General features: G+C 39.3%; 17 protein-coding genes. 9 read left to right on the top strand and 8 right to left on the bottom strand.

Annotated elements, in window-relative coordinates; all coding sequences use genetic code 11:
- The first annotated feature begins 72 nt into the window (after positions 1-72).
- The 7 genes from C3K47_RS12085 to pdeM all read left to right on the top strand — a co-directional run bounded on the left by C3K47_RS12085 (position 73) and on the right by pdeM (position 12,471).
- The gene (locus C3K47_RS12085; RefSeq protein WP_243392545.1) at positions 73-2,958 is read left to right on the top strand and encodes a triple tyrosine motif-containing protein; all 2,886 of its coding nucleotides are present in this window, start codon (positions 73-75) and stop codon (positions 2,956-2,958) included.
- 419 nt (positions 2,959-3,377) lie between these two features.
- Positions 3,378-4,235: a glycoside hydrolase family 16 protein gene (locus C3K47_RS12080; RefSeq protein ID WP_103789404.1), complete on the top strand. Its 858-nt coding sequence runs from the start codon at positions 3,378-3,380 to the stop codon at positions 4,233-4,235.
- A gap of 127 nt (positions 4,236-4,362) precedes the next feature.
- Entirely contained in the window at positions 4,363-5,805 is a 1,443-nt protein-coding gene (locus tag C3K47_RS12075; protein ID WP_103789609.1) for a glycoside hydrolase family 30 protein, read from the top strand.
- Positions 5,806-5,895: 90 nt separating this feature from the next.
- Entirely contained in the window at positions 5,896-7,302 is a 1,407-nt protein-coding gene (locus tag C3K47_RS12070) for a glycoside hydrolase family 30 protein (protein WP_103789403.1), read from the top strand.
- 14 nt (positions 7,303-7,316) lie between these two features.
- On the top strand, positions 7,317-9,065 hold the full coding sequence (locus C3K47_RS12065) for a cellulase family glycosylhydrolase (RefSeq protein WP_243392544.1): 1,749 nt from the start codon (positions 7,317-7,319) through the stop codon (positions 9,063-9,065).
- A gap of 317 nt (positions 9,066-9,382) precedes the next feature.
- Positions 9,383-11,833, top strand: coding sequence for a ligase-associated DNA damage response DEXH box helicase (locus C3K47_RS12060; RefSeq protein ID WP_103789402.1), 2,451 nt, complete (start codon positions 9,383-9,385; stop codon positions 11,831-11,833).
- Positions 11,830-12,471, top strand: a complete 642-nt coding sequence (gene pdeM, locus C3K47_RS12055) for a ligase-associated DNA damage response endonuclease PdeM (protein WP_165784692.1) — start codon at positions 11,830-11,832, stop codon at positions 12,469-12,471. Before C3K47_RS12060 ends, pdeM begins: the two co-directional genes overlap by 4 nt.
- Before the next feature lie 142 nt (positions 12,472-12,613).
- Here the strand turns inward: pdeM and surE are convergent, their stop codons facing one another.
- Positions 12,614-13,360, bottom strand: coding sequence for a 5'/3'-nucleotidase SurE (gene surE, locus C3K47_RS12050; RefSeq protein WP_103789400.1), 747 nt, complete (start codon positions 13,358-13,360; stop codon positions 12,614-12,616).
- A gap of 79 nt (positions 13,361-13,439) precedes the next feature.
- Here surE and C3K47_RS12045 point away from each other — a divergent pair, with 79 nt between their 5' ends.
- Both C3K47_RS12045 and C3K47_RS12040 read left to right on the top strand, forming a co-directional pair.
- Entirely contained in the window at positions 13,440-14,333 is an 894-nt protein-coding gene (locus tag C3K47_RS12045; RefSeq protein ID WP_103789399.1) for a diacylglycerol/lipid kinase family protein, read from the top strand.
- Positions 14,334-14,369: 36 nt separating this feature from the next.
- Positions 14,370-14,810 carry a low affinity iron permease family protein gene (locus C3K47_RS12040; RefSeq protein WP_103789398.1) on the top strand — a complete coding sequence of 147 codons (441 nt, stop codon included), beginning with the start codon at positions 14,370-14,372 and terminating at the stop codon, positions 14,808-14,810.
- Between the two features lie 70 nt (positions 14,811-14,880).
- Here C3K47_RS12040 and C3K47_RS12035 read toward each other — a convergent pair whose 3' ends face one another.
- The 7 genes from C3K47_RS12035 to C3K47_RS12010 form a co-directional block, all read right to left on the bottom strand.
- On the bottom strand, positions 14,881-15,771 hold the full coding sequence (locus C3K47_RS12035; RefSeq protein WP_103789397.1) for a polysaccharide deacetylase family protein: 891 nt from the start codon (positions 15,769-15,771) through the stop codon (positions 14,881-14,883).
- Positions 15,772-16,000: 229 nt separating this feature from the next.
- The gene (locus C3K47_RS12030; protein ID WP_103789396.1) at positions 16,001-17,329 is read right to left on the bottom strand and encodes a TlpA family protein disulfide reductase; all 1,329 of its coding nucleotides are present in this window, start codon (positions 17,327-17,329) and stop codon (positions 16,001-16,003) included.
- A 204-nt stretch (positions 17,330-17,533) separates the two neighbouring features.
- Complete coding sequence (locus C3K47_RS19885) at positions 17,534-17,875, bottom strand: hypothetical protein (RefSeq protein WP_394341687.1); 342 nt, start codon at positions 17,873-17,875, stop codon at positions 17,534-17,536.
- Positions 17,769-18,200: a hypothetical protein gene (locus tag C3K47_RS19550; protein ID WP_165784691.1), complete on the bottom strand. Its 432-nt coding sequence runs from the start codon at positions 18,198-18,200 to the stop codon at positions 17,769-17,771. Before C3K47_RS19550 ends, C3K47_RS19885 begins: the two co-directional genes overlap by 107 nt.
- 470 nt (positions 18,201-18,670) lie before the next feature.
- A complete protein-coding gene (locus tag C3K47_RS12020; protein WP_103789394.1) occupies positions 18,671-18,922 on the bottom strand; it encodes a hypothetical protein in 252 nt (83 codons plus the stop codon).
- Positions 18,923-19,075: 153 nt separating this feature from the next.
- Positions 19,076-19,480: a putative quinol monooxygenase gene (locus C3K47_RS12015; RefSeq protein WP_133159379.1), complete on the bottom strand. Its 405-nt coding sequence runs from the start codon at positions 19,478-19,480 to the stop codon at positions 19,076-19,078.
- Between the two features lie 240 nt (positions 19,481-19,720).
- Positions 19,721-22,050, bottom strand: a 2,330-nt coding sequence (locus C3K47_RS12010) for a T9SS type B sorting domain-containing protein (protein WP_133159378.1), incomplete at its 5' end; no start/stop codon positions are given.

The raw sequence follows: 22,050 nt of genomic DNA, 5'->3' as shown, positions 1-22,050 counted from the left end.
TGATATAATCCAATAAGCTGATGATTAGCATTGGTGGAGAACTGTTCGATAGAGTACATTATGAATAAATGCTTGATACTGTGTAGTATCTTTTTCCTGTTAATTTTTGATGCTCGGGGGCAAAACCAAATTGCTTCTCCTCAAATTGTTAATTATAAAAACGACGATTACAAAGCAGGAACACAAAATTGGGACGTGGCGCAGGACGAAAGGGGGATACTTTACTTTGGAAACAACGAAGGTTTGCTCACGTTCAATGGGCATTTTTGGAATTTATACAGATTACCTAATCTAACAGTTATTCGTTCGGTAGAAATTGATTCAAAAAGCAGGATCTATATTGGTGGTCAGGATGAGATTGGTTATTTTTTTCCGGGTAACAACGGTTCACTGCAATATCATTCCTTGATTTCATTGATTCCCGAAAACGAACGACGATTTTCAGATATATGGAACATCTGTATCGTAAATGATGAGGTATTCTTTCGTTCTATAAATAAGATACTTCATTACAAAGAGGGTTCGATAAAAGTTTACAAAACCGAAACGGAATGGCAGTTTTTAGGATTGGTCAACAATCAACTGTATGCACAGAGCCAGCAAGGTGGCTTAATGAAATATAATAATGGGATTTGGAGGCCGTTTTGTGAAGATGAGGTGTTAAAGAATGCGGCCATAACCTCTGTTGCTAATTTTGGCAAAGATACTTTACTGGTTTCTACGCTTAAAAAAGGACTTTTTTACCTGGTCAATAATAAATTGATCAGCAAGAAAACGGAATTGGATAAAAACTTTTATTCCGACAGGATCTATTGCTGCAAGCGTGTTAACGAGCAATGGTTTGCCATTGGTACCACCTCTGCAGGTGTTATTATTATTGATAAAAAAGGTAATCTGGTTCAGAAATATACATTTCAGGATGGATTACAGAATAATAACATCCGCGGATTGCTTATTGATAAACACAAGAATTTATGGTTGCCCTCTGATGATGGTATTGATTTTATTGAGTTGAATAGCCCCATTAAATCCATTCATCCTGATAGGAGCAAACAAACCACCAGTTATGCGATCAATGTTTTTAATGACCAGCTTTATATTGGAACCTCAAACGGACTGTACCAGGCTAAACTAGAAAAGGGCCAGCGCGATTTCAGTTTATCGAAAAGTGTTTTTACGGAAGTAAGTAATGCTTCGGGTCAGGTTTGGAATCTGGACGAGATTAACGGGCATTTATTAATGGGACATGAAGATGGTTGTTTCGAAATTACTGGTCCTACCGCAAAGCAAATTTATAATACTCCCGGAACCTGGCTATTTCAGCCTGTTTCCAATGTTTTTCCAACCAGGTCGATCATTGCCGGCACCTACAAAGGGCTTCAAAATATTAACTTTTTAAACGGAGCGTTTGCCGATTTAGGCCATATCGACGGGTTGTATGAATCGCTACGTTTTATTGCATTCGATAATTCAAGTAATACGGTATGGGCATCACATCCTTATCGCGGAGTTTTTAGGCTGCAGTTGTCTGCCGATTTAAAATCGATCGATAAAAAAACTATTTACACTCAAAAAGAGGGGTTGCCATCAAACCTTGGGAATTATATCTATCGTGTAAAAAATCGTATAGTAGTTGCCACCACAAAAGGAATTTATGAGTTTGATGATCACAAAAAAAGATTCATCCAATCAAATTTGTTAAATGCAACCTTGAATAATTTTACACTTCGCTATTTAAAAGAAGATCCGGATGGAAACGTTTGGTTTGTTACGGATAAAACGGTTGGTGTAGTTGATTTTCAGCTTTCCAGCGGGAATAAACCTTCAGTTTTTTACTTTCCTGAGCTTAATGATAAAATTGTAAAAGGCTTTGAAAGCATTTACCCATACAATAAAGAAAATATCTTTATTGGGGCAAGTAAGGCAGTTTATCATCTTAATTACAAAAAATACATTGATAATATTAGCAAGCCCACTGTTGTGTTGGGTAAAGTAAAATTATCGGGCCAGGAAGATAGCACCATTTTTGGCGGATACTTTTTAAACGAAGGTAAAAGCTCCTTAACTCAATCTTCAAAAGATATTTACAAACTGTCGCATAGTTATAACTCAATTCATTTTGAGTATTCATCTACTTTGTTTGAACAGCAAAAAAATACGGTATTCAGCTATCAGTTGGTAGGATTTGATGATGATTGGTCGCCCTGGACCGATAAGATGGAAAAAGATTATACCAATCTTCCGGCAGGGAAGTACTCTTTTAAAGTGAAGGCCCGAAATAACCTTGGATCAGATTCACTTCCGGTAGTTTATACATTTATTGTTTTACCGCCCTGGTATCAAACATGGTGGATGTATTGCTTTTATGGATTGTTGATCTCTGGAATACTGCTGTATGTTTATCGTTGGCAACAAAGAAAACATCAGGAGGAGCAGCAAAAACTGCAATATATGCACCAGTTGGAGCTCGATCGGAATGAAAAAGAAATCGTTCGTTTAGAAAAGGAAAAGCTGGCGGCGGATATAAATTACAAGAATAAAGAATTGTCGATCATTACTATGCATATGGTTGAAAGAGGAAAAGTGCTGGCCAAGGTTAAAGAATTGCTGGTTAAAAAGCCATCTGCGGACGAAAATGCCACCAGTTTTAGGCAATTGCTACGTTTAATACGTGAAGTGGAGAACGGTGAACAAGATTGGAATCAGTTCACTATGCATTTTAATAATGTTAACGATGATTTCTTTAATAAACTGAAAAATACTTATCCTGAGCTGACTTCCACAGAACTAAAGCTTTGTGCTTATATAAAAATGAACCTGTCGACCAAAGAAATTGCTCAGCTGATGAATATCACAAGCAAAGCAATTGAGGTGGCTCGTTATCGCTTACGGAAAAAATTGCAGTTAACCCCCGAAACAAACCTTTACGATTTCCTTGTCAAGACTTCAAAAGACTAAAACCCATAAGAAATGGGGTATGACTTTAGCTAAGTTCTTTAGAGATATTTATTGGTTTTAATGGTTTAAAAATCAATATTTTAATATTCTTGTGTAGTGCTGTTGTAGGGCTGCTTTGGAGCCCTTTAGATGGCGCTGTATGGTTTCTGTAGTGGCTTTAAAATCGCCAGTTTCTTTGATCTGCTTTACATTTAAAAAATAATTACTGCGGCCACCTTGCTGCAGTGTTTGACCAATTTATCAGTCGGAATACTTAGCCCCAATTGCTTATCAGGATAAGTGTAGAACTGTTAGAAAGCTAATCCGACATCGATATAATAACTAGAATATATTTTTGCATTGGAAGTATAGATAATTGGTTTGTAAGCTGCCGGGAAACCGGCAGCTTCTAAAAAGCGCATTCACATCCATTTTATATTATGAAAAAAATAAGATTAGCAACATGGTCGATACTTATATTCGGTGTGTTAGCCTGTTCGGGCAAAAAGAAAGAAGAAACTGCCTATTATCCTAACCTTCCGGAAGCACCGTCAGATAAAGGATGGCAATTTGAAGCCACACCTGTTTGGGCTGATGAGTTTGATTACGAAGGATTGCCTGCTACCGATAAATGGGGATATGATACTGGCGGTTCGGGTTGGGGAAACAACGAGCTTGAATATTATACCAATACAATTGAAAATGCCTCAGTTGCTAACGGTAAACTCACCATTACCGCAAAGAAACAATCAATGGGCGGCAGAGAATACACTTCTGCACGTGTAGTTTCAAGAGGCAAAGGTGATTTTTTATATGGTAGAATAGAGATCAAAGCCAAGCTTCCTACGGGTAAAGGAACCTGGCCTGCTTTATGGATGCTGCCAACCGATTGGGTGTACGGAGGCTGGCCTCAGTCGGGCGAAATAGACATTATGGAGCATGTGGGTTATGATCCAAATGTAATTCACGTTACTGCGCATACAGAAGCTTATTACTTTAAGATCAATACCCAAAAAACAAGTACTAAAACAATTCCAACCGCCACTTCCGATTTTCACAAATATCGTCTTGATTGGACGCCTTATGCACTCAGAGGTTTTATTGATGATGTTCAGGTGTTTGAATTTGTAAATGAGGGTAAGGGCTATAAAGTATGGCCGTTTGATAAACGCTTCCATATATTAATGAACCTGGCTGTAGGTGGTGACTGGGGTGGAGCTCAGGGGATGGATGATTCGGCTTTCCCTGCGGCAATGGAAGTTGATTACGTGAGAGTATATAAAATGATTGATAAATAGGCTTTTTGTAGTCCTTAACTCTTGTTTTATATCTGGAAGAACCTAAAAGAGTACCGAAATCTTCAACATAAAAATTGTTGAAATTGATAAATTTAATAACCTGCAACCATAAAATGCTATTATGAAAATGAAACAACCAATTTTAACACTGTTACTGGCCTCCTCAGTACTTTCAGTAGGTGCCCAACAAAAGTACAGCACTGATGGTAAAAAAGTAACGGTTTATACCACAGCTAAGCAATCGGAACTGCGCTTATCTCCAAACGGAACATCGGAGTTTAAAGCCCATGGTCAACCTTTCGAAACTGAGGTAACCATTTTTGTTGACCCATCTAAAACCTTTCAAACCATCTATGGAATTGGCGGGGCAATTACCGATGCCGCAGCTGAAACCTTTGCTAAACTTTCGAAAGAAAAGCAGCAGGAGTTCTTAACAGCTTGCTACGATAAAGATAAAGGTGCCGGTTATTCATTGGCGCGTACACATATCAATAGCTGCGACTTTAGCAGTGACACCTACACGTATGTTAAGGATAACGACAAAGAGCTGAAGAGTTTTGACGTTAATCACGATAAAAAGTTCCGTATTCCATTAATTAAACAAGCCATTGCAGCTGCTGGCGGTCAGTTGACAACGTTTGTGTCTCCATGGAGTCCACCTGCATGGATGAAGGATAACAACAACATGTTGCAGGGCGGTAAATTATTGCCTGAGTATCGCCAGGCATGGGCCAACTATTACGTGAAATTTATTCAGACATACGAAGCATTGGGCATACCGGTTTGGGGCTTAACTGTTCAAAATGAACCAATGGCTAAGCAATCCTGGGAGTCGTGTATTTATACTGCTGACGATGAGCGTGATTTTATTAAAGGTTATTTAGGCCCAACGCTTAAAAAAGCAGGTATGGACAATAAGAAACTGATTGCATGGGATCATAACCGTGACCTGATTTACCAGCGTGCCAGCACCATCTTAGATGATCCTGAAGCTGCTAAATATGTTTGGGGCATTGGTTATCACTGGTACGAAACCTGGACTGGTAGCGGCATGCAGTTCGATAACGTAAAAAGAGTTCACGAAACTTATCCTGAAACGAATTTGGTGTTCACCGAAGGATGTAAAGAGGTTTTTAAATTAAATAATGTTGATGATTGGACATTAGGCGAGCGATATGGTTATTCAATGGTGAACGACTTTAATAACGGAACCTGCGCATGGACCGATTGGAACGTTTTATTGGATGAAACCGGTGGACCAAACCATGTGGGCAATTTATGTTACGCCCCACTTCATGCCGATACAAAAAATGATAAACTGATCTATACCAATTCATATTACTATTTCGCGCACTTTTCAAAGTTTGTTCGTCCGGGCGCAAAACGCATTATTGCATCGTCAAATCGTGATAAACTGTTAACTACAGCATTTATTAATTCCGATGGAAAAGTGGCGGTTATTGTAATGAATCGTTCGGATGATAGCTTACCATATAATATTTCAATTAATGGAAATATTGCTTCGGCAACTAGCGCCGCACATTCAATTAGTACGTTAATTATCGAATAGATAAAAGGTAAACAATGGTTTTAACTCCACTAGTGCACTTATTAAATAGATTTTATTGTTTTTATCGGGTAAAGAATTGTTAGACAAGAAATGAAAGCATTATTAAAAAGCAGTTTAGTTTGTGCACTGTTTGTAGTTTATGCCAATATTGGCTATAGTCAAAAAAATGGGACAGTTGAAAGCTGGATAACAGATCCGGCTAAATCTGTTTTATTTCAAAAGCAGCCTCAATCACTACAGTTCAGCACCCGTTCAAACACCGGCCTAATTATCGATGTAAATCCTAAAGAAACCTATCAGTCGATAGATGGTTTTGGTTATACGCTTACCGGCGGTAGTGCCGATCATTTAATGGGAATGAGCCAGGCTGCTCGCACCGCATTGCTCAATGAGCTTTTTGGAACGGATGGTAATCAAATTGGAACCAGCTATTTACGTTTAAGTGTTGCCGCTTCTGATTTAAATGATCATGTTTTCTCTTATGATGATTTGCCTGAGGGGGAAACCGATGTGGAGATGAAGAAATTTGATTTGGGACCGGATAAAAAGAACTTAATTCCTGTTATTAAAGAGATCCTTGCTATCAATCCGAAAATTAAGTTTTTAGCTTCTCCCTGGTCGCCACCAAAATGGATGAAAACCAATAACGATACACGTGGTGGTAGTCTAAAGCCTGAATTTTATGATGCGTATGCGCTTTATTTAGTGAAATACATTCAGGTAATAAAAGCGCAGGGTATTGTTATAGATGCGCTAACGGTTCAAAACGAGCCTTTGCATCCGGGCAATAATCCAAGTTTGTTGATGCTGGCGGCTGATCAGGCAATATTTGTGAAAAAGCATTTGGGACCGGCTTTTAAAAAGGCTGGTGTTAAAACCAAGATCATTATATACGATCATAATTGCGATCGTCCTGATTATCCAATTTCTATTTTAAATGATCCGGAGGCTAAAAAATATGTGGACGGTTCGGCATTCCATTTATACGGTGGTAAAATTGATGCTTTAACAGAAGTGCACAATGCGCACTCTGATAAGAATGTTTATTTCACTGAACAATGGTTTGGATCACCGGGTAATTTGCCCCAAGATTTTGCCTTTCATATGAATGATCTGATTATTGGTGCACCTCGCAATTGGAGTAAAACTGTTTTAGAGTGGAACCTTACGAGCAATCTTCAATTAACACCATTTACTGATAGGGGCGGATGCGACCGATGCTTAGGAGCAGTAACTATTGACGGCGATAAAGTAACCCGCAATCCGGCTTATTACACCATTGCCCATGCGGCAAAATTTGTTCGTCCTGGATCGGTTCGTATAACTTCAAATACATCCGTTGAACTTCCAAATGTGGCTTATAAAACGCCACAGGGGAAATATGTTTTAATAGTGTATAACAATGCACCAACTAATCAATCGTTTTCGATACGATTTAACAATCAAATTGTGAAATTATCGCTCGATGCACAATCTGGAGCTACCTACGTTTGGTAACAATATACTTTACGATGAAAAAATTGAAATTACATAAGAGCATGATTGGTTTCATGCTCTTTTTTATGCCTTTTGCAGTAGCAGGTCAGGGTTTTTTAAAAACCCAAGGGAAGCTTATTGTTAACGAAAAAGGTAAAAAAGTGATACTGCGAGGTATGGGTTTGGGAGGATGGATGCTGCAGGAAGGTTACATGTTTAAACTGGGGACTATTGGTCAGCAATATAAGATCAGGGATAGTATACAGGCGCTGATTGGTAAAGTCAAAACCGATGAGTTTTATACCAAGTGGCTGAATGATCATACCTCCAAAAAGGATATTGATTCGTTGGCGGCCTGGGGTTTCAATTCTGTTCGATTGCCAATGCATTATAACCTTTATACGCTTCCTGTTGAGAAGGAACCCGTGGCAGGACAAAATACCTGGCTGGAAACTGGCTTTGCCTTGACCGACAGTTTGTTGAACTGGTGTAAAGCCAATCATCTATACCTGATCTTAGATTTGCATGCGGCTCCAGGCGGGCAGGGAAATGATCTGGCTATTTCAGATCGTGATCCTGCTAAGCCTTCCATATGGGAGAGTGAAGCGAATCGCTTAAAAACAGTGGCGCTTTGGAAAAAACTTGCTCAACGCTATGCAAACGAGCCTTACATTGGCGGCTATGATATTATTAACGAACCTAATTGGGGCTTTACCTATCCAAAGGATAGAATAGGGAATCAGGAGAAAGAAAATAAGCCACTGCGTCAATTGATGATGGATATTACTAAGGCTATACGCGAGGTTGATAGCAAACACATTATTATTATTGAAGGGAATGCCTTTGGTAATAATTATCATGGAGTAATGCCATTGTGGGATGATAATATGGCGGTGAGCTTTCACAAGTATGGCAATTTTAATGACCAGCCCAGCATTCAAGGTTTCCTTGATCTGCAAAAAGCCAACAATATGCCTTTGTGGATGGGAGAGTCGGGAGAGAATTCTAATACCTGGTACACTCAACTGATCAGTATGGTGGAAGCGAACGATATTGGCTGGGCCTGGTGGCAGTTGAAAAAAATGGGTTCGAATAATCCTATGGAGATCAAAATAACGCCCGGATATCAACAGCTGGTTGATTATTGGACAGGAAAGGGAGAGAAGCCATCCGCCGCTGAAGCTCAGGCCACACTGGATGAACTGGCTGAAAACCTGAAAATAGAGAATAATGTTTATCATAAAGATGTGATCGATGCGATGTTTCGTCAGGTGCAGTCAATCGAAACGATTCCGTTCAAGAAACATCTTATTAAACAAAATACGATTATCAATGCGGTGGACTATGATTTGGGACGCCAGCGTTATGCTTATTATGATGCCGATTCCGCCAGTTATCATTATACTCCTGGTGTAAATACGGTAGGTAATAAGGGAAGGATATACCGTAACGATGGAGTGGATATTCAGAAAGAAGGTGAAGATCATTTTGTGTTTAAAATTGAAGATGGAGAATGGCTCCAATACACAATAAATGTAGCCGATGGGGGAAAATATTCCCTAAATCTGTTGGTTTCTGCAGATTCTACTGCCGGAAAAATTTCAGTTTTTGTAAATGATGAACCAAAAGCTGTCACAATAGAAGTGCCTGTAAAAGGTGAAGCGGGGAAATGGCAGGAAATTAAAAGCGCTGGAATTAGCTTGAAATCAGGGCTTAACAAGTTGAAGATTAAGTTTGATAAAGGAGGGTTTTATTTTAAATCTTTCCGATTTGCTAAAATTTAATAATGAAAATCAGTGTTAATTCAATATAAATAAATCGTAAATAAAAGGTTTCGTAATTATAGCGAAAGTCTTATATTTAACGCTTCAACCAATTTATCAATTAATTATGTTTAGCATCAGACCAATCCTGGTCTGGTGCTTTCTTTTTTATGGATAAAATATGATCTTCCTCATATATTTCGGCCTATTTATCCCTTTTTATAAATTGCTGAAAATACCTTCAAATGAGAGGGGAACTTTTTCCCCTTAGAATAAGCTGTCCCATTTTTGCCTAAATAATATTCAATGGTTCGATTTTGTAATCCATCGTATTTTTTATGACCCCAGGCGAAAAAATATTAAGAGATTGGTTAGTTGGAAAAGGTTGGAAACTGGCTGGTTTTCAACAGCAAAGCATTGATGCCTATTTAAAAGGATTTAATGGCTTGGTGAATGCCCCCACCGGTTCAGGCAAAACCTTTTCACTTTTTCTTCCCGCCTTAATTCAATACATTAATTCCACCTCTGATTATAAAACAAAAAGAGCATCTCAACTACAGGTTTTATGGATAACGCCTTTGCGTGCCTTAACCCGCGATTTGCAGCGAAGCATGCAGCAGGTTTGCGATGAATTGGAACTTCCATGGCGTGTTGGCATTCGCACAGGCGATAGCAGTGCGAAGGAGAAAGCATTACAAAAAAAAGAACTTCCTGAAGTGTTGCTTATAACACCTGAAAGTTTGCACATGCTTTTTACGCAGAAAAATAACTCTGTATTTTTTAAGGAACTGAAGCTGATTGTTGTTGACGAATGGCACGAATTATTGAGCACCAAAAGGGGAATTCAGGTTGAACTGGGCCTTATGTACCTTAAAAATTTGCAGCAACGGCTACAAATTTGGGGCATGTCGGCTACCATTGGCAATATTGAACAGGCACTTGATGTGCTTTTAGGCAAACATACCAATAGGCACCAATCGGTTATTGTCAGATCAGGAATCATAAAGAAGGTGGAAGTAGAATCCATTTTGCCCGACACCATAGAGCTGATGCCCTGGGCCGGTTATCTCGGCATTAACCTGCTGGATAAAGTAATGCCGGTGGTCAATCAAAATAAGTCGACTTTATTGTTTACCAATACTCGCTCACAAACGGAGATCTGGTACCGGGTATTATTGGAGCAATATCCCGAAATGGCCGGCCTGGTGGCCCTCCATCATGGTTCTTTAGATCGCAATATCAGAGACTGGGTGGAAGATAACTTGCATACAGGGCGTCTGAAACTGGTGATCTGTACTTCAAGTCTCGATTTAGGGGTTGATTTTCGCCCTGTTGATACCGTAATCCAGGTTGGAAGTCCAAAGAGTATTTCACGTTTCTTGCAGCGAGCCGGCCGTAGCGGCCACCATCCGGGAGCTGTAAGTAAGATTTACTTTGTACCTACACATTCATTGGAGCTTATTGAGGGTGCCTCTTTGCGAGATGGGGTAAAGAATAATGTGCTGGAAGAAAGGGTCCCGATTGCACATGCGATAGATGTGCTGGCTCAATTTATGGTAACACTGGCCGTTGGCGAAGGATTCAGGGAACAGGAGTTATATGAGCAGGTTAGTAAAACGCATGCTTTTCAATTTCTAACCCGCAAAGAGTGGGATTGGTTGCTTGGTTTTATCACTACCGGAAGTTCATCACTGGTAGCTTATGATGAATTTAAAAAGGTGGAAAAGGTTGACGATTTGTTTACAGTTAAGGATAGGAGAGTGGCCCTGAGGCATCGCCTGAGTATGGGTACCATTGTTTCAGATGCGGCAATGAAAATTAAAACCGTAAATGGGCGATACCTGGGCTCAGTAGAAGAAGGCTTTATATCGAGAATGAAACCTGGAAGTGTATTTTCCTTTGGAGGAATGCATCTCGAACTGATCCGGGTACGAGGGATGGTTGCGGAAGTTAGAAAAACCAATGCACAAAAGGCTTTGGTGCCCAGGTGGATGGGAGGACGGGTTCCACTTTCATCGCAGCTCGCGGTTTATATTCGAAAACGCTTGGATGAGGCCCTGGGGCAATCATTTACACAGCCCGAAATGAAAAAACTAAAGCCACTGTTGGCGTTGCAGCAGGAGCGTTCGGCAATACCACATCATACCGAATTATTAATTGAACAATGCCAGACTGATGAAGGTTATCATATCTTTATTTTTCCTTTCGAAGGGCGATTGGTGCATGAAGGCATGGCGGCTTTAATTGCTTTTCGCATTAGCCGAATTATGCCTATTACCTTTTCACTGGCCATGAACGATTATGGTTTCGAACTGCTAACCGATTCGCCGGTACGATTGGATGAACTGTTGGAAGAGCATGACCTGTTTTCAACCGAAAACCTAATTGAGGATATTTTTTTAAGTATAAATGCCAATGAAATGGCAAGGCGAAAGTTCAGGGAAATTGCAGCAATTTCGGGCTTGCTGTTTCAGGGGTATCCCGGTAAATCTGTTAAAGCCAGTCATTTGCAGGCATCTTCGTCATTATTATTTGAGGTGATCAGTGAGCATGAAAAAGACAACTTATTGCTCCAGCAATCGTATAGGGAAATACTCGACCAGCAGTTGGAGGAAACACGTTTACGTAATGCTTTGCTGAGAATAAAAGAGCAAAATGTGATATTTACCTTTCCCGATCGCCCTAGTCCGTTTAGCTTTCCAATTATGGTGGATAGGTTGCGGGAGGAAGTTACTTCGGAAAAACTGGCCGACAGGGTGAATAAATTAATAGAACAGTTAGAAAAGTGACGATAACCATTTGCGACCAAACATTGCAGCTTTTGCCTCAAAAGGCCCTCTTTTGGGTAGAGGAACAAACGTTGCTGATCAGCGATTTGCACATCGGCAAAATAGCCCATTTTCGTAAAGCCGGATATGCGGTTCCTTCTAACTCCATTCAGCAAAACTTCGAACGGCTGAACCAGTTAATGGCTTTTTGTAATCCTAAACGAATCTATTTCATAGGCGATCTCTTCCATAGTGATATCAATCATGAATGGGAACTGTTTCTGAACTGGCGTAAACAGTTTCTGGCAATTGATATGCAAATCATACTTGGGAACCATGATCGTTTACCTTCTAATTTCAACGAAGATTTCAAAATAACTGTTCATCAAACTACTATTAAAGTAGGTCCTTTTACGCTGGCGCATCAGCCGGTAAAATCCTTTTCCAATGTTGATGAATATGTTATTTCGGGGCACATTCATCCGGTGGTGAAAATCACAGGCAAAGCTAACCAGGCTATTAAACTACCCTGTTTTATTATTGGAAAGCAGCAGGCCATTTTACCGGGTTTCGGCTATTTTACCGGTGGACACGCACTTAAGACTACTTCTACCGATAAAATTTTTGCTATTGTAGAACACGAGCTGAAGGAAGTTTAAAAGTGTTCTCAGAAGAAATACAGATCGTAGAGGGAGAAGCTGTTTACCCCTTCTAGGCAATTGATGAGTTAGGGGAGATTGCTCACCACGCCCGGCTCCTCCTAAATTAGGAGGGGAGTTGGGTCGCCACCATAAGTGAACTTTACTCCACCTTTTCCTGATTAACTTCCTTATTTATCTTTCTAAGCTCTTCTTCATTCGTTAGATCTAACCTTAATGGCGTGACCGAAATAAAATCATGTTCAATGGCCCATCTGTCAGTTCCTTCTTCGGTTTCTTCCAGCGGAATTACCGTAAACCAATAATGCTTGCGACCCATCGGATCAATACCCGGAACCACTTTACCATCATACAATCGTACCGATTGCCGTGTCCATTGTAACCCGTGCGAGTTAGGAGGGACGTTTACGTTGAATAGCCCGAAATCGGTTTTAGTGATCAACGATTCTAATGTATTAGCAACCGGTAAAGCTAAAGCTTCAAAATCTGGTTCAGTGCTGCCCACTGAGGTGCTGAAAGCAATTCCTTTTATTCCCAATAAAACAGCCTGTTTGGCGGCGGCAAGTGTTCCCGAGTGCCAAATTGAGTTGCCAATGTTCATCCCCATGTTAATTCCTGACAGCACCAGGTCTATATGCGTGTAAATATGGGTACCTAATGCCACACAATCGGCAGGAGTTCCGTTTACCCTAAATGCTTCGATGCCTTCGAATGTAATAGGCGATTTTTTAACAGACAGCGGGCGCGAGTGGGTAACTGCATGCCCCATCGACGATTGCTCCACATCCGGAGCTACAATAAACACTTCCCCGAACTGTAGGGCGATCTTTGCCAAAGCTGCAATACCGGGACTGTATATTCCATCATCGTTAGTGATTAGTATTCTCATGGTATATTCTACTTAAATTATTGTGCCACAGGTAATAATGGATTGATTTTTATTAATGTATAGCTACAAAAGATGAAACATGAAAACAGTTAAGTTATTACATAATCCCACAGCGGGCGATTTGGAACATTCAAAAAAGAAATTGATTTCATTACTGGAGTCGAATGGCTTTATCTGCAATTATGCTTCAACAAAGAAAAAGGGCTGGAATCTGATTGAACCCGAAGTTGACTTTATTGTTTCGGCTGGAGGAGATGGAACGGTCAGGAAACTCACCAAAGAACTGTTAGATCGAAAAATACTGGAGCAAAGCTGGCCGGTGGCTTTATTGCCTTTGGGAACAGCCAACAACATTGCCAAAACGCTGGGACTGTCTAAAGAAACGGAAGCCGTGGTGCAAGCCTGGCATAAGGCCAAAATAAAGCATTACGATGTGGGACTGATTTACTTCAATGGTTCAACTGCTTTTTTTCTTGAATCGTTTGGATTTGGTGTTTTTCCGAAGTTAATGAACGAGATGAAAAAGCAAGGCAAAAACAATTTGGAAACACCCGAAGAGCGCATTCAGGCTGCTTTAGAACTGTTGCAGGAAATTATTGAAGCCTATGATGTGCGCTACTGTGAAATTGAAATTGATGGGGTTGATTATTCGGGGAAATACCTCATGGCAGAAGTGATGAACACCCAGTCGTTTGGGCCAAATTTAGTGCTTTCGCCAGAATCAACGCCTTTTGATGGTGCGTTGAACGTTGTGTTAGTGTCGGAAAAGGATAGAGGTAAGCTGATCAACTATGTTTCAGGCAAGCTCGACAGTAAAGAAAAAAATCATTCGCTTACGAGTATTAAAGCCAAAAATGTGCGTATCAGGTGGTCGGATAACCTTATTCATATCGATGATGAGATGACGAAGATTCCAAAGACTTTGGAAGTAAAAATTGAGATCAAAGAAGGAATTCTGGAATTTATGATTTAAAAGGTTTCAGACGATTATAATTAGAAATTAAACAAGATGGAAAAAAATAAAATTCCTTTACTCGAACGCATGGCTTCAAAGGCTACTCATGCTGCCGGAAGTAACATAGCTATTTTAATTTCATTTCTGATGGTGGTTGTCTGGTTGTTTTTAGGGCCGGTTTTCAACTATTCTGATACCTGGCAGTTAGTGATCAATACCTCTACAACCATTGTTACCTTTTTGGTGGTGTTTTTAATTCAGAAGACACAAAACAAAGATTCGGTTGCGCTGCACATAAAACTCAATGAACTTATTGCTGCACATGAAAAAGCCAGCAATCGGATAGTGGCAGTTGAAGATCTTAGTGAAAAGGAATTAGCGATACTTGAGGAGTTTTATGAAAAGCTGGCCGAACTTTCGAAAAAGGAACGGGAAATCCACCAATCGCATTCCATTGATGAAGCAATGAAAAATCACTCAGCAAAGAAGCGATGATCGATTGATCAAAAAGAAAATGGTCGCCTTACAGACGACCATTAACCTTAAATATCTTTTATAGAGAATATTAATGAAAACTATTGTTCATTGCACTATTCAGTGTTTTTGGACTCCAATACCCGCTGGCAATAATACGACGGATGGTAAATAAAGGATCATCCTGATCTTTTTTATCGGCTAAGCTAAATGCCGCTTTAAATCCTCGTTTCTTCAACTCCGGAAACGCTGGCTTGTTCCATAAACCAAATGGATAAGCAAAATACTCTATCTTTTGACCAGTAATAGTTTCAAGCGTTTTGGTAGGTTTTTCAATCTGGGTTACCCAATCTTCGCCCTGGTATTTTTTAACGTTATGGTGATCCCAGGTATGACTGCCAATTGTGTTGCCTTCGTCAGCAAGTTTCTTGATCTGGTCTTTGGTCATATAGTTAGGGCGACCGATAGAAACCGTCATGATGAAGTAAACCGCTTTATAGTTGTATTTTTTTAACTCTTCGTTGGCAACCAAAAATTGGTTTGCTTCGGTATCATCAAATGTTAACATTACCGGTTTCGATGGAAGCGGATCTCCATAAACCAAATAATTATAAACCTGCTCAGGTAAAACAGTGTGATAACCACTGTCGGCAAGTAGTTTCATGTGCGCTTTAAAAGTGCTAACCGGAATAATATAATCTTTAGCAACTTTTGAATCCGATGGCTTCCAGTCTCTGATCTGGTGATAACAAAGAATAGGCACTTCTTTTCGAGCCAAAATTTCGGCAACCGAAGCAGCTTTTCTGTTCGTATTATTGCTTGCTACAGGAGTAGAGGCAGATGCTGAATCCGTTTTAGGTTCAGCCACAACACCTGAATCGGAAGTAGATTTTTCTTCTGTCGATTTACCTTTTTGACCACAAGAAACTGCTGTAAACAGCATCCCTGCCAATAGTGTATATTTTAAATAGTTCTTAATCATAACTTGAAATAAAGGCTGCAAATTAAATGAATGGATAGGTGTAAATCAATGGTTGAGCGAAAAGAATTTTTTACGAGATGAGTATGAATGGGAGCGGATTTAGTCTGACTTGTTTTTCTCCGGAAAGAGGTAATAAGGTGGTTGAACGAAGGTAGAATCTTAACAAAAAAGTAAATCCTTGTCAATTTTTGATTGACAAGGATCTTTTATTTCGTAAATCGTATAGTAATTAAAGCTGTTTCATTATCATTTCCTTCAGCATTGGATCGCTCGCTAAAGGCGCATTAACACTAACAATATTACCTTTTTTATCAAATAGCATAAATGTTGAGAATACGTTGTTGCCTTTGATCATATATTTCTCCCATATTTCGTATTTACCAAACAGTTGTATTCCGTTCAAATTTAACTTTGTCATGCATTTCTCCCACTGATCTTTACTATTCCAATCAGCTGAAACACCTATTACTACTAAATCCTTTTCTTTAAATTCTTCCTGCAATTGTTTTAAGTAAGAAAATTCCTTTTCCATCTGGAAATGATCACCCCACACATGCACCAGTACTACCTTGTCTTTATAATCCGATAGGGATACCATCTTGCCATTAGCATCAGGATAAGAAAAATTAATAGCTTTTTTACCAGGCTGTAAGGCTGCTACATGATCCAATATTGATTTGGCGCGACTTTTTTGCTCTGCGGTTAAAAAGTACTGTTGGTACTTTTCAAACCATTCAGAATAATCATAATACGATTTTATAGCTCTAGGGATTCGAGTCAATACATATTCCCCTTTTATTGTATCATCGGGTACCGCTTGCAAACATTTGTCAAAATTTATTTCTTTTGAACCATGAAGCTTGAACATTACAAGAAATTGGAGCAATCTTTCTCCATAAGGAAAATTATAGAGACTCTTATTTAAATATTCGTCTGGTTTTAAATTTTTCAAGTAAGAATTAAAATCTTGAGGAGCATAACGTTGTGTATTCAAATAAAGGTTTGAAATAAATGCTAAATCATATTTAACAGTTTCATGCATTAACTGATCAAAATCGGCATTTCCGGTTTTTTTATCTGCACACCAGTTTTGTGCTTGTGATGCGGTATTTTCAAGATCCGTAAAAAATTTAAAAGAATCTGTTTTAATATTATTAGCCTCCTTGTCAACTTTGTAAATTAATTTGTGCCATTGTTCAAGCAGTTGATTTTCTTTGGTATTTTGTCCTGTAAGTACATATGTGGAGTCGTTTAACTCAAGGTTAATTTGTTCATTACCTTTAACGTAGAACTTGAATTTATCCTTTGTTCTGCCTGGATGTTCGGTACCAATTACATAGTACCCCTTGTATTCTGGTTCAAAACTAAAAGTAAATTCGCCGTTTGCCTTTGGGGTTATACTAGCAATTTCCTCCATATGCCCAGTGACTACTCGGTAAAGGCTTAATGTGGTTTGTTTAGTTTTTTTTGAGATCCCCTTAATCTCGGTTAAAGTTTTGGCTTGTAGATGTAAACCAGTAGCCAACAACGCAGTAAAAATGACAACGTGTTTTTTCATGTTAGGTTAATTAAATGGTAAAATAGGCTTGCAATTTAGAATATTTAGTAACTCAAAAAAATATATATTAATTAATAAGAAATAAATTTTTCAATTCATAAGAGTCAGGGACATGATGCAGGTTTCGTTCAAGTGGCTCAATTAGTACACTTTAATTCTTCTTAAACGTAATAATAAATAGCTTTTTTATCCTCAGGATTTTAGTTATTGCTCCGGTTCTCCAAAGTACTCTTTCAAGTTTAAGTTCGCTTTGTTATACCCCAACTTTCCCTTGGTTAAAAAAATTATTGATAATGAAAGCAGGCAATATAAAATGATATAGGTCCAGCCTTGATGAAAAGGAGTATTAGAAACATTGGGAATAAATTTTGAAAGGAAGGAATATTGGGCGTCAAAACATGCGTGAAATAGAATTACAACCAAAAGATTTCCACGGGATTTAAAAAAGAACCATGAATGAACTATCGCGATTGCCAGTGATAAAATTAGCCAGGGCCACAGCGGTTCGTTTTTCCAACCTGCAAGTAGCGCTGGTAAATGCCAGATGCTTACAATAAAAAAAGTGATAATTGTGGCTATCAACGGCTTTTGAGTTTTGAGGTAGTAGAAATCCGCGCCATCCAAATTCTTCGGCTAGCCCTCCCGAAACTATAAATCCGGTAATTAGGAGAAGGTAAAACGAAAAATGTTGTTGTAAAATAATAAGTAAACTGGCAAGCTCCACTCCGGCGAAATAGTAGGAGAGGAGAATTATACTCAGCGGCAGCAAGACAACCATTAACAGCCAAAATACGGTATGCTGCGTTATCCGGTTGAAGCGAAGTATCGATCTTAGTCCTTTAATACCATACAATTTCAAAATAACGATCAACGCTGCAATGCTACCACCATATTGATTGAAGAGCTTCTTTCATTCAGTTGTGCCTCTGGAAAATTGAAGGAAAAGCGCGGAAGCAGAGTGTGAATTAATTCAACTAGGATAGGATTAAGAACATGCGAAATGCTGAATGTAAGGAGTACAAAAATCCCGATGGGGTATTTAGCTATAAAACCACTTTTTACGAACATACTTCAGTTCGGATTTTTGAGTAAGTAAGTCGCATGACATTCCTGCTTCTTGAAGCAGCGGTGAAAAAAACTGTGTCATCATCCGCCCTGGCATTACTTAGTGATTTATCCAAAAGACAAAGAGATAGATATTGAACCCTAACAATCCTATTATTAACGCAATTAAAAATGGAAGTATCGACTTTCCAGTCTGTCGTGCAGCTTTTTTGTTCTGGTCCCTTTCTGAGATGAATGTCTCTATATTTTGATTAACCTTTTCAATGTAATGAATACTTAGTTCTTCATCTTCTTCTTTATCCAGTCTTCTCTTAAAGTTTCACCTGCAATATCCGTGTATATTTTATTTGATAGTGCCACTTCAATGCTCTTCACTCCGAACTTTATAAGTCCTTCGTCATTGGCATTGATGTATCGAAGATGGCCGTGTCCGTTAAATGAAAAATAAATGTCTTCATTTTGGATTTCGTGATTCCATTTGTCTACGAAGTCTTGTAGTTCTTTTCGTTGTTCTTCTGTGAGTTGCATGTAAGCCTTTCAGGTAACGTTTCGCCTGTAACCGCAGTCGCGGATCAAAGCGGACTGAGTTCTCTCTGGTAAGATATGATTACTTCGTGAAAATAGAACGTTCAATTTACCGAAAACTCCGCGATTGCGGGTACAGTCTGTTAGCAGCTGGCACTACTTTTTATATTCGTTTTCCACTTGCCAAAAAGTTATTTCGGGTGGACCTGCTAGAAAATTTCTGGAGTCTCCGATAAATTTTTGTAAATGAGTTGTTGTCATATGTTTTGAATTGTAATATGCTTCATCATCCCATTCTTCGTACAAAAGAATATTTGTTTTGTCTTTTGGATCAATATGGAGTTTGATATTTACGAAATGTGGTTCCAGTTTTACATTTTCTATCAATTTGGTCAAAGCAGAAACTGCAGCTATTTCTTTGGTCGGCTGCGCCTTGTATTTTACAAGAACAATGATATTTTTAGGATTATCAAGTCTGATGTCTTCTTTAGTCCAACTAATGAATACGAAAGCAGTAATTATAATAATAGCTTTGATAAATACCTTGTTTTGGGTTTTCATATTTTTGAGTGTTATGTTACATAGTTTATGCGCAATTTTGGGTGCTTGCTGCTGACAAATTGCTATACGCAACTCATTGCGTGTATTCTTGTCTAGTATCAATGCTCTAAAATAAATATTCGGGCTGTTTCTCCAAATTTCAAGGGCTTTATTGTTTTATTCAGTATCTCGAAAAACAGCCTTAAAATTCCCACAGAAGATTCCTGTGTAAAGAAGCATTAATAGTGGTAGATAATCTGATTAATAGATAATAGTAATATCACCTACTTTCGGCTTGATGCCTTTTTTATTCGGCTGAATGACATAATAATAGGTAGCATTTGGAAGTTTTTTTCCATTCGCGGTTCCATCCCAGGTTTGAGCGCTTCCTTGTGAAGAAAATATTTTATCTCCATAGCGATTATAAACATATATCATTGCAGCGGGATATTTTTCAATATTTTTTATTTCCCAATAATCATTTTTACCATCTCCATTAGGTGATATGGCATTAGGAACCTCAATATCCGGTAACACATTAACCAAAACATTTGCCTCACAGCTGCATCCGGCTTCATTGGTAATTACTAAGTTGTACGCCTTATTTTCCTGGGCATTAAATATGGGAGTTAAACTACTTGGATCATCCAATCCATCTTCCGGATACCAGCGATACGTGTGCTCTGACTCTACAGTCGACGATAACTCCATATCGAACCTTATACTATGGCCTTCGGGTACTTCAAAAACTCTATTATCAACCGATGGAGGTCCATTCACGGTAATTTCATGTTTGATCTTTTGTGAACATCCTACTTCATTTGTGAAAACACATTCAATAGTATGGGTTCCTTGTCCTGCCACTTCGGGGAAAAACAGACCGTCTTTTACACCTGGCCCACGAAAAGTATAGTTTCCTTGAATCATTTCACCCGGTGTTAAAATCACAGGCGGTGCATTCTGACAAACAGTATCAGGAATCGATAAACTAATTTTTGGTTTTGGCATCGCAGTAAAATATCCAGCTGTTGAATCAATACAACCTAAAGTTGTATAGATCGTCAATTTGATCTGATACCGTTTTGCCATGGAAGATTCAGGAGGTGTGAATACAAATACCGGATTATTATCTGTTTTATTAATTATGATAGCTCCAGCCTCGTCAAGCACCTTCCAGCTACGGGTCGAAACTGGTGTAGCTGAAACCGACCCGTCCCTAAATACAATTTCATCCATTGTACAATAGGGAAGAGATGAATTAATCTCGATACCTGCTTTAGGTTTTGTTCCTACAATTAACTTTTTCACAATACTGGTCGAACATCCATTTGCAGTCAGGGTTAACTTAACAGTATATTCTCCTTCCTGCTTGAAATCGTATACAGGCTCTACTTCATTTGAAGTTTCTCCTGTTCCAAAATCCCATTTATAAGCTCCGGTTGAACTTTTAGTTAGGTTTTTAAATTTAATTACGGATGAACCGCATGCTCCGGAAAAATCAAACTGAGCCTCTGGAAGTAAATTAATACTCACGCAAACCGGTTTAATTACCAAACACCCCTGTACGCTGGTTAGCTTAATATAGTAAGTACCGCTGGCGGTTAAGGCTGAAGGATTCGCTAAGGACGTTGTTGCTGCGGGATCGCTAAAGTAGCTTAGTGTACCTGCATCGCTTCCGGCTGTAATGGTCGCATTAGTCAGATCAACGGGTTGATCACATGTAGCTGGCGGGTTGGTAATCACCAATTTTGGCAAGGCATTGATGGTTACCGTTACGGGCTTGATCACCGAACAACCTTGTGCGCTGGTAAGCTGGATATAATAAGTTCCACTGGCTGTTATAGCTGAAGGATTGGTTAGTGGCATCGTAGCCACCGCATCGCTAAAATAGCTCAAACTACCTAAGTCACTTCCAGCTGTAATAGCTGGATTAGTCAGATCAACAGGTTGGTCACATGTGGCAGTAGGGTTGGTAATCACCAATTTCGGTAAAGGATTAATCGTTACCGTTACAGGCTTAATCACCGAGCAACCTTGCGCGCTGGTAAGCTGGATATAATAAGTGCCACTTGTCGTTATCGAAGAAGGATTCGCTAATGGAGTCTTTACTGCCGCATCGCTAAAATAGCTGAGCGTACCTGCATCGCTTCCGGCTGTAATGGCTGGATTAGTTAAATTGATAGGTTGATCACATGTAGCAGACGGGTTAGTAATCACCAATTTCGGCAAGTCAAGGATCGTCACTGTTACCGGTTTGATCACCGAACAACCTTGGGCATTGGTAAGCTTAATATAATAAGTGCCACTGGCGGTTACCGAAGAAGGATTCGCTAAGGATGTTGTTGCTGCGGCATCGCTAAAATAGCTGAATGTCCCTACATCGCTTCCGGCTGTAATGGCCGTACTGGTCAGATCTACCGGTTGATCACAGGTAGGTTGCGGATTGGTAATCACCAATTTCGGCAAGGCATTGATCGTTACCGTTACGGGTTTGATTACCAAACAACCTTGTGTGCTGGTAAGCTTAATATAATAAGTGCCACTTGTGCTTATCGAAGAAGGATTCGCTAATGATGTAGTTGCTGCCGCAT

Origin of the sequence: Solitalea longa, from assembly GCF_002920915.1 — a bacterium.
GTDB lineage: Bacteria > Bacteroidota > Bacteroidia > Sphingobacteriales > Sphingobacteriaceae > Solitalea > Solitalea longa.
The sequence above is the reverse complement of the archived record's forward strand: the minus strand, read 5'-3'. Positions and strand labels throughout refer to the sequence as shown.